At 63.7% G+C, this 8,641-nt stretch carries 9 protein-coding genes and 1 pseudogene; 5 read left to right on the top strand and 5 right to left on the bottom strand.

What is annotated here, in order from left to right:
- The 5 genes and pseudogenes from EOA33_RS15290 to EOA33_RS15270 all read right to left on the bottom strand — a co-directional run.
- Nucleotides 1–384 (bottom strand): annotated as a pseudogene (locus tag EOA33_RS15290) (serine kinase); the annotation flags it as partial.
- Complete coding sequence (locus EOA33_RS15285; protein ID WP_127405986.1) at nt 381–2,297, bottom strand: lasso peptide isopeptide bond-forming cyclase; 1,917 nt, start codon at nt 2,295–2,297, stop codon at nt 381–383. The pseudogene EOA33_RS15290 and the gene EOA33_RS15285, both read right to left, overlap by 4 nt.
- 3 nt (nt 2,298–2,300) lie before the next feature.
- Complete coding sequence (locus EOA33_RS15280) at nt 2,301–2,717, bottom strand: lasso peptide biosynthesis B2 protein (RefSeq protein WP_126056861.1); 417 nt, start codon at nt 2,715–2,717, stop codon at nt 2,301–2,303.
- On the bottom strand, nt 2,701–3,000 hold the full coding sequence (locus tag EOA33_RS15275) for a PqqD family protein (protein WP_126056860.1): 300 nt from the start codon (nt 2,998–3,000) through the stop codon (nt 2,701–2,703). The genes EOA33_RS15280 and EOA33_RS15275 overlap by 17 nt, the downstream gene beginning before the upstream one ends.
- Before the next feature lie 126 nt (nt 3,001–3,126).
- Entirely contained in the window at nt 3,127–3,357 is a 231-nt protein-coding gene (locus tag EOA33_RS15270; protein WP_127405985.1) for a lasso RiPP family leader peptide-containing protein, read from the bottom strand.
- Nucleotides 3,358–3,859: 502 nt separating this feature from the next.
- On the opposite strand from EOA33_RS15270, the gene EOA33_RS15265 reads away from it, so the two are divergent.
- From EOA33_RS15265 to EOA33_RS15245, 5 genes are all read left to right on the top strand, one after another.
- A complete protein-coding gene (locus EOA33_RS15265; RefSeq protein WP_126056858.1) occupies nt 3,860–4,993 on the top strand; it encodes a nucleotidyltransferase family protein in 1,134 nt (377 codons plus the stop codon).
- Between the two features lie 79 nt (nt 4,994–5,072).
- Nucleotides 5,073–6,086, top strand: coding sequence for a glycosyltransferase family 2 protein (locus EOA33_RS15260; protein WP_126056857.1), 1,014 nt, complete (start codon nt 5,073–5,075; stop codon nt 6,084–6,086).
- 126 nt (nt 6,087–6,212) lie between these two features.
- A complete protein-coding gene (locus tag EOA33_RS15255) occupies nt 6,213–6,605 on the top strand; it encodes a hypothetical protein (RefSeq protein WP_126056856.1) in 393 nt (130 codons plus the stop codon).
- Between the two features lie 229 nt (nt 6,606–6,834).
- Nucleotides 6,835–7,626 (top strand): glycoside hydrolase family 16 protein, encoded by a 792-nt coding sequence (locus tag EOA33_RS15250; RefSeq protein WP_245482340.1) that lies wholly within the window; start codon nt 6,835–6,837, stop codon nt 7,624–7,626.
- Between the two features lie 148 nt (nt 7,627–7,774).
- The coding region (locus tag EOA33_RS15245; RefSeq protein WP_145989153.1) for a UDP-glucose/GDP-mannose dehydrogenase family protein at nt 7,775–8,641 on the top strand (867 nt) is incomplete at its 3' end.

The raw sequence follows: 8,641 nt of genomic DNA, 5'->3' as shown, positions 1-8,641 counted from the left end.
GTGCAGAAGCAGCGCCATGACCGGCCCCAGCAGCGGGAAGGCGATCAGCTGGTCGTCGATGCCGGGCACGGGCTCGATGTCGATGCGGCGGGCATCGCTGATCAGGAAAGCGCCGACCGCCTCCCAGGCGAGATACTGCCGCGCCGGCTCGAAGCGAAAGGCGGTTCCGGCCACGAGCTGGAGTCCTGGATGGTCGATCGGGCCCACCGCGATCACAATGTCTGGCTCGGCCGGCGCCGTGGCCTCCAGTTCGGGCAAGGCCACCTCCGACCTAATCGTCAGCCCATAGGCCCGGTAGAAGCGGCGCTCCCGGCCGCTCTTTTCGACCGGCTCAGCCGAATTCTGACGGAGTGCGGGCGCGAGCGAACCGTTGATGGACATCATGCGAGGCTCCCGCCGAGTTTGACCTGGCGCAGCCAGAGCGACAGCGAGGTCGAGCGCCAGACATACTGCACGTCGAGCGGCGCGGCCCCGTCCGGCCGCCGCAGGATGCGGGCATAGGCTGCGGCTACTTCCGGCAGGTTGACATAGGGCGCGATCAGGCCGGCGTCCGACACCAGCACCTTGTGCAGCAGGTCGCGATGGTTGCCGACCATGCCCTTCACCAGATTGGCCGTGAAATCGATCTTGTCGCGTCGCCACTGCACAGCGGGCGGCAGAATGCCGTCCATGGCGCGGCGCAGCACGTAGCGGCCGAAGCCGCTGCTCAGCTTCTCCTTGCCCGGCAGCGCCAGGCAGAACTCGACCAGCGGCTTGTCCCAGAACGGATAGCGCGGCTCGACGCCGAAATTGGCGGCGGCCTTGTCGAGCACCTCGAAGGCGTGCGGCACCAGCCCCGTCGACAGGATCCAGCGATGCGTCAGCGCCTCGCTGGCGCTGACGCTGGACGGCATGTAGCCGGCCCTGTGGAACCGTTCGGCAAGCTCGGTGCGCCGGGCAAGCTCCGGGTTGACCAAGCCGCCCCAGCCGCGCGGCGCAGGCGCCGGCCCGCGCCGCAGCCTGCCGAGGACGCGATTGGCCATCCCCCTCAGTTTCGCGATCCGCCAGGCCGGCCCGTAGACGGTCAGGAATTTGAAGTACATGCCGAGCATGCCGTCGCCATAGGTATTCGAGGCGCCGCGCAATTCCCGCCACAGCTCCATCCACCTGCCGGCATCGGCCAGCTCGTGCAGATGGCCGTGGCCTTGCGACACCACCTCGTCGCCGCCATGGCCGTCGAGCAGCACCTTCATGCGCTGCGCGTCGGCGGTCCGGTAGATGCTGCGGGTCAGCGACAGGCCGGGCGCCAGGAACGTGCCTTCCTGCTCCTCCAGGATGCGCTCGAACTCGGCGAAGGGCGCATAGTTGCCCACGCTGATCAGCGTGCTGTCGAGGCCTGGCCTTTCAAGCACGGCGTCGATGAAAGGCTTCTCGTCCATCGAGGAGCCTTTCTCGAAGATCAGCGAGAAGGTCGGCAGTCCGGGCTTGCGCGTCGCGGCTCTCGCAAGCCCGGCCACGCAGGCGATTGAGGAGGAATCGAGGCCGCCGCTCAGCATCGCGCCGACCGCATCGGTTCCGCGCATGCGATTGTGGACCGACTGCTTGAACAAATGTCCGAACTCCTCGGCGGCATCCGACCGGAGCGGCCGTCCCGAGGGTTGGATCTGCCAGTAGCGGCGCAGCACCACCTGGCTGTCCGTCACCGTCAGGCTGTGGCGGGCCGGCAAGCGGAAGATGTCGGTGTAGGCGGTGGATTGCGGATCATCCGTCAGCCCGGCCAGGAAGCCGGAAATCTGGTGCTCGCTGATGCGCGCGCTGGTGTCGTCGAGGCCAAGGATCGGTCCGATCTCCGAGGCGAAGGCGAAACGCCGGTCGCTCGCGTGATAATAGAAGGGTTTGACGCCGAAATGGTCGCGGGCGCAAAACAGCGCCCGGCGTTCGCTGTCCCAGATGGCGAAGGCAAAGTCGCCTTGCAGATGGGTGGGGCTGGCATCCCCCCAAGTGAGATAGGCGCGCATCACAAGCATGGCGTCGGCGACCGACTTGTCCCGGATGCCGAGCCGCGCCAGCAATTCGTCGCGATTGTCCAGCCGGCAGTCGGCGGTGATCGCCAGCCTGCCGCCGGCCATCGTCAGCGGACCCGGCCCGGCTTCGTCGGTCGTGTTCAGCCAGGCATGGCCGAGGGCTATCGCCGTGTCCGACCACCACGAGGCGCCGTCACGGGCGCGATGCCGCATGCGCGCCAGCATTTGCTGGATGTCGGCGGCGGTGGCGGGTTTGCCAGCCCGTCTGGACAGGATTCCGGCGACGCCGCTCATCGTTCACTGACCGTGGTCGACGAGATGGGCAAACCCGGCAAGGGAGCCGCCAAGCACGATCTGATTGCCGCTCATCAGCCAGGCATGCGCTTTCAGTTCGGCTCCGGTGTCCTGCGCGATGCCGATGCGTATTCTCGAGGTGTTGCCTTGGCGGGCGAGGAGGTACTGGCCCGACAATGCCTGGGTCAGGCAGCTCGCATGGGGAACAAGGCGGGCCGCGGCCGCGACGCCCCAGGCGACGCGTCTCAGATCGGCGACGCTGGCCGCCTCGCGCGCGTCAAGCCGGGTCACCAGGCGGCGAACGCGGTTGAAGGAAAACAGCGTCAGCCCCAGCCGCACGGCGGCGACCACCACAATGCAGCGCGCCAGGAAGAGCATCTCCGCACCGCTGAGCGAGAGGAGCCTAGATAAGTTCCTCATGGTGGAGCCTCGCAAGCCCTGCCGCGGCCAGGCCTTTCAACAGTCCATCGACGTCGGCCTTGCAGCGCGCTGGATCGACGTCGTAGCGCGTGAGCACCGCGGCGCGGATGTCGGCAACCGGGCGCGGCTCCTGGATCAGTTCCCAGATATAGGCGCCGACACTGTTCAGGCTGTAATAGATGTTGGTTTGCAGATTGAGCAGCGCCAGTCCGTTGCCGAATTCGCAAGCCACGGCGTCGCTGGTGGCTGTTACGCGGTCTCGATCCGCCGGATCCCACGTCATCCTAAAACCTCGCTACAAAACGCTACGCTTCGTCAGTTCCAGGAAGGGATCGATCGGCATCAGCCGAGTCGCCCCGAGAGGTCATCGTTGAGATGCCCAGGGCCTTGTGCCGGTCCGGTCGCGGCCTCAGGCAGGAAGCCGGGGGATTGGGCCCCCGGCTTCCCGAGAAGACGTATTCGGAGCCCCAACTTTGCGCCCCGGAACACAAGAGAACGTAAGCTGGTCGAAAGGCGTATGCGCAGGGAATGCTGCGTCGAGCGCCGTCGTGCCCGAGCCGCCCTGCGTGATCGTTTCGATCGAACCGTGAACCGTCAGGCTCGGCGTCTCGTACTCTTGCTTTTCAACATTCTGTTCCATTTTACTCTCCGGTAAGGACTGGAAACGGCCTGTCGAGTGCCGGCAGCACATTGCTATGCTGCAACGCAATAGCTGCATGGCACCCTAAATGAGTCAAGCATGATTTACCAACCATTAATCAATTCTTGGTTGCGCCTGCCTTGGTTGGTGATCAAGCCTTTTGCAGGCATATCCTTGCCATGCCCTGCAAAGGGAGTTCAACGCCGAGTCGGCGGCGCCAATTTAAGCATTTGATTTAATTATTATAAGTCCTTCTTGACTCAAAATGCTCGCATTATAGGAATGAAGAATTTGTGCCGGATGCGCCCGAATTCGTGTCGAATCGCAGGCTCGAACTGGGTCGCCTGTCGAGTTGCCCAAGTGCCGCCCATGTAAACGCTGTGGTTGCAGGACTCCGCCGCGACAAAGCAATGCTGGACGGCTGCGGCGATTTTGGCGATGCTTTTCTTCGCAGTTGCAATATAACACGCTGGGCGGATTTTTTGCGAGGACCTTGTCGGGAATGGCCGTGCAGGAAAGTGCTTACCAGAGGCTACGCGCCGCCGACTGCGCCGACGAAGTCGACTACGTTCAGGTGTGCCTGAGGCTGTTTTTCGCGCCCGGCCCGGGTGCGGTGGCAGTCGGCGTGCAGGCGCCGTCCATCTCCACCGCCGTGGTTGCCGACATCGCCAGGCTGAACAAGGTTGCGATCTTCGTGCTCAAGGCCTTGTCCTATACCAAAGCCGGCGAAGCGCCGTCCGAACTGCTCGGCTGGCTCGACACTTACCGTCGCCGCACGGTCTCGATGAATTCGTCCGGCATCATGGATTCCTTGGCCATTCATCAGGCGCTGCGCGAAAGGCATATCGATTTCGTTTTCCTGAAAGGGCCGTTCCAGCAGCAGTTGCTCTATGGCGATCACTTCATGAAGCCGTCGGGCGATGTCGACATCCTCGTCTCGCAGGCCGGCTTTGCAAAGGCGCGCGAGGCGCTGCGCGCGATGGGCTACGAGGTCGCCGGCAAGTCGCGTTCGCTGTGGTGGCTGCGTTTCCTCGGCGAGCAACACATGATCCGTGGCGATGACGCCAGGCCGTCCACCGTCGACCTCCACTACCGGCTGCAGCAGCCCGGCTCGCCGAGCCCGCGTGACACCGACGGCTTCCTGCGGCGCAGGCGCGAGGTCGGGATCGCCGGCAATCATGTGCCTTTCATTTCGGCTTCCGATACGCTGCTCTTGTCCTGCATCAGCGTCGCCAAGGCCTTCTTCAACCGTGAGCCCTGCGCCGGCTATGTCTGCGATGTCAGGGCCAGTGCCGGCCGCCTCGGCGAAGCCGAACAGCGGGACCTGCTCGACTACGCGGCCGGGCAGGGGCTGGAGGATACGCTGCTGCTGGGCCTCAGGGCGGCCGACGTGCTGTTTGGCGGCGCGGGTACGCTGCTGTCGGAGCGCGCCACGCGGATACTGTCGCGCATCGACGACGCCGACCTCCTCCACATGGTGATTGCGCCCTGGCTGTCCTCTCTGCGCTGGCCCCTGCGCAGGACGGTGCTTTGGGAACTATGCGGCCGCGCGCCGGTCCGCTATCTGGCCGAGGCCGGCTGGGCGGCTTCGGCCGATCTCAGCCGACGCATTTTCGAACGGCCGGCAGTCGGCTAAGCAGGCAGCCGGTGACGATCGTTTTGGGGCACAGGGGCAGGAAATTCGAAACAGACTCGTTCGATCGAGAGGTCAATTGATGTCCAGCACAGCTTCCCGGGTCTGCGTGATCATCGCCGCCCGTAACGCCGCCCGAACGATCCCGGCCGCCATAGCGTCGGCGCTGCGTGAGCCGGAAGCGGCTGAAGTCGTCGTCGTTGACGACGCCTCCACCGACGACACCGCCGAGGTGGCGCGCGCCGCCGATGACGGCAGCGGCAGGCTCAAAGTCATGCGCCTCGATGTGAACCGGGGGCCGTCCTTTGCCCGCAATGCCGCGATTGCCGGCTCGAGCTCACCCTTCATCAGCGTCCTCGACGCCGACGATTTCTTCCTCGAGGGCCGCTTTCGCAGGCTGTTCGCCAGCACCGACTGGGATTTCGCCGCCGACAACATCATGCTGATCCGGGACGACACGGCGACCGATGTCTCAAAGGTCGTCGCCCCGTCCTTTTCGGCCGATCCGGAATTCCTCGACTTCGAGCGTTTCGTCGAAGGCAACATCTCCAGGCGCCGCGTGCAGCGCGGCGAACTGGGCTTCTTGAAGCCGGTCATCAGCCGGGCCTTCCTCGAACGCCACGGTCTGCGTTACGACGAGAACCTGCGCCTCGGCGAGGACTATGAGCTCTATGCCCGCGCCGTCGCCTGCGGCGCCCGTTTCAAGGTCATCAGGTCCTGTGGCTATGGCGCCATCGTGCGTGCCGATTCGCTGAGCGGTCGCCACAAGACGCAGGATTTGAAGCGCCTTGCCGACGCGGACCTGGCGTTGCTTGCCATTGATACGCTGCCGGAGACATCCAAGGCGGCGCTCAGGAAACATGAGCGCCATGTGCGCGACAAATACCGGCTGCGCAATTTCCTCGACGTGAAGGCCGAGCGCGGCCTGGCATCGGCCGCCGCCTATGCGCTGGCCAGCCAGTCGAACCTGATCCCGATCGTCCGCGGCGTTGCCGCTGACAAGCTTGAGGCGCTGTTTCGCCAGACCGGCCTTGCCCCCAAGCGGCCGGTGCCGCCGCTGCGCTTCCTGATGGCCGCTCAAGCTGTTGAAAAGTAACCCGGACCGCGGCGCTGCAGCGATCGCGGATCGGAAAAAATCGCCTTTCCCAAACTCCGAGGTTGCCTATGCGGCCCCGGAATGGCAGTGTATGTTGCGGTGCAGCAATTTTGGAAGGCCAACCGGATGGCTTCGATATTCGGCTTCAGATCCAGGGCTCCGGCCCGGGACCGGCAGACCGATCTCCAGCGCTACGATCGTCTCGCAAGGCTACTCGATCAGATCGCCGGCGAGATCGAGGCGGAGAAGGCCGGACTTGAGAATCGCTACCGGTCGAAAGCGGCGAACGCCGCTTTCCTGGTCGAGGCGATGGAGAACGGATCGGCGTCGACAGGCAAGTCGTCGGAAGTAAGCGAGCTGACGAAGTCGATCCTGAACTGCGAGCGGCGCATTGCCGAGCTTGCTCGCCAGAACGGCTTGATGAAGGAACTGCGTCATTCGCTCGACGCGATTGTCGACGAAAGTGAGCAAGGTTCCGATTCGCGGACCGGTTTCGTCAAGTCGGCAGGCGGACGCTGACGGCACGAGATGAAGTTTGAAGGGCACAACTTTTTGGTACGAGGCACAGGTAGGCAGTTCTAGGGCGGAGGATCGCAAGCGGCTCGCGGAGGCGGGCCATTTGATGACTTTTGGGTTGGGGCGGACAGCACAAAGGTGAGTTGGTATGAACGCAGATCCGAAGACTATCCCCATCGTCGCGGTCGATGTCATGCGGCCAGAGCCGAGTGTGGGCCTGCGGCGGCTATCCATGGCTGGCGCGTTCCTTGTAGTGGCCGCAAGCCTGGTTGCAGCCCCGCAACCATCCCATGCGCAGGAGGTGCAGAGCGCGCCTTCATTCGTCGATGATTTCAAGAGTCTCGACCGGTCGCGCTGGTATGTTTCCGACGGCTGGTCGAACGGCCCCCACCAGAACTGCACCTGGTCGAAGAGCCTGGTCGGGCTTTCCGACGGCGTGCTGACACTCGGCTTCGAGAAGCGCCAGACGAAAGACCGCGAATTCGCCTGCGGCGAGATCCAGACCAAGAAGCGCTATGGCTACGGCACCTATGAAGCGCGCATGAAGACCGATACCGGGTCCGGGCTTAATGCCGCCTTCTTTTCCTACATCGGCCCTGCCGACAAGCAGCCCTGGGACGAGATCGACTTCGAGGTCCTGACCAAGGACACCTCGAAGGTCCAGGTCAACACCTACATTTCCGGCAAGCCGAAGAACGAAAAGCTTGCCGATGTCGAGGGTGGCACCGACAAGGGCTTCAACGACTACGGCTTCGTCTGGGAAAAGGACCGCCTGCGCTTCTACGTCAACGGCAAGCTGGTCCATGAAGTGACAAATCCGGAGGAATTGCCGACCCATTCGCAGAAGATATTCTTCAGCCTCTGGGGCAGCGATAAGCTGACCAACTGGATGGGGCCCTTTTCGGACCCTGGCCGCAAGGTCTCCATGCAGGTGGAGCGTGTCGCGTTCACGGCGCTGGGCGAACCATGCCAGTTCAAGGAATCGCTGGCGTGCAGCATAAGCAGCGGTGCCAACAGCAACTAGCGTATGGTTCCGAACCGAAAGCCAAGCGTGACAGAAGCGGGGACCGCTTTCGGAATCATGCTTAAACAGGAAACAGCCGTGGGGATCACGGCCAGGCAACATCTGAACCGGCCGGACCGAAGACGGCCTTGAACAGGAACAAGAACGAATGAATCTGACCGTCTTTGGAATTGGCTATGTCGGCCTCGTGCAGGCCGCGGTGCTCGCGGAAGTCGGGCACCAAGTGGTGTGCGTCGACATCGACGAGAAAAAGGTCGAGCGGCTCAACCAGGGCCTGATCCCGATCTTCGAGCCCGGGCTGGAAACCCTCGTCAAGGAGAACCACGCGGCAGGCCGCATCCGTTTCACCACGGACGCGGCCGCCGCCGTCAAGCACGGCCAGATCCAGATGATCGCGGTCGGCACGCCGCCCGGCGAGGACGGGTCGGCCGATCTCAAATACGTGCTCGCCGTCGCCGAGGCCATCGGCCGCGAAATGGAGGCGCCCAAGATCGTCGTCGGCAAGTCGACCGTGCCGGTCGGCACCTGCGAGAAGATCAAGGCCAAGATCGCCGAGACGCTGAAAGCCAGGGGTCGCGAGGATCTGGCTTTCGACGTCGCTTCCAACCCGGAATTCCTCAAGGAAGGCTCGGCCGTCGCCGACTGCATGAAGCCGGATCGCATCATCGTCGGCACCTCGAGCGAGGACACCGAGGCAGTGATGCGCGAACTCTACGCGCCGTTCAACCGCAACCACGAGAAGATGATCGTGATGGACGTGCGCAGCGCCGAGTTCACCAAATACGCCGCCAATTGCATGCTGGCCACCAAGATCAGCTTCATGAACGAAATGGCCAATCTGGCCGAGCAGCTGGGCGCCGACATCGAGGAGGTACGCAAGGGCATCGGCTCCGATCCCCGCATCGGCTACCACTTCATCTATCCCGGCCTCGGCTATGGCGGCTCGTGCTTTCCCAAGGACGTGCGCGCCCTGATCAAGACCGCCGAAGGCGTCAAGTTCGACGCCAAGCTGCTG

This window comes from Mesorhizobium sp. M4A.F.Ca.ET.050.02.1.1 (assembly GCF_003997725.1).
GTDB lineage: Bacteria > Pseudomonadota > Alphaproteobacteria > Rhizobiales > Rhizobiaceae > Mesorhizobium.
The sequence above is the reverse complement of the archived record's forward strand: the minus strand, read 5'-3'. Positions and strand labels throughout refer to the sequence as shown.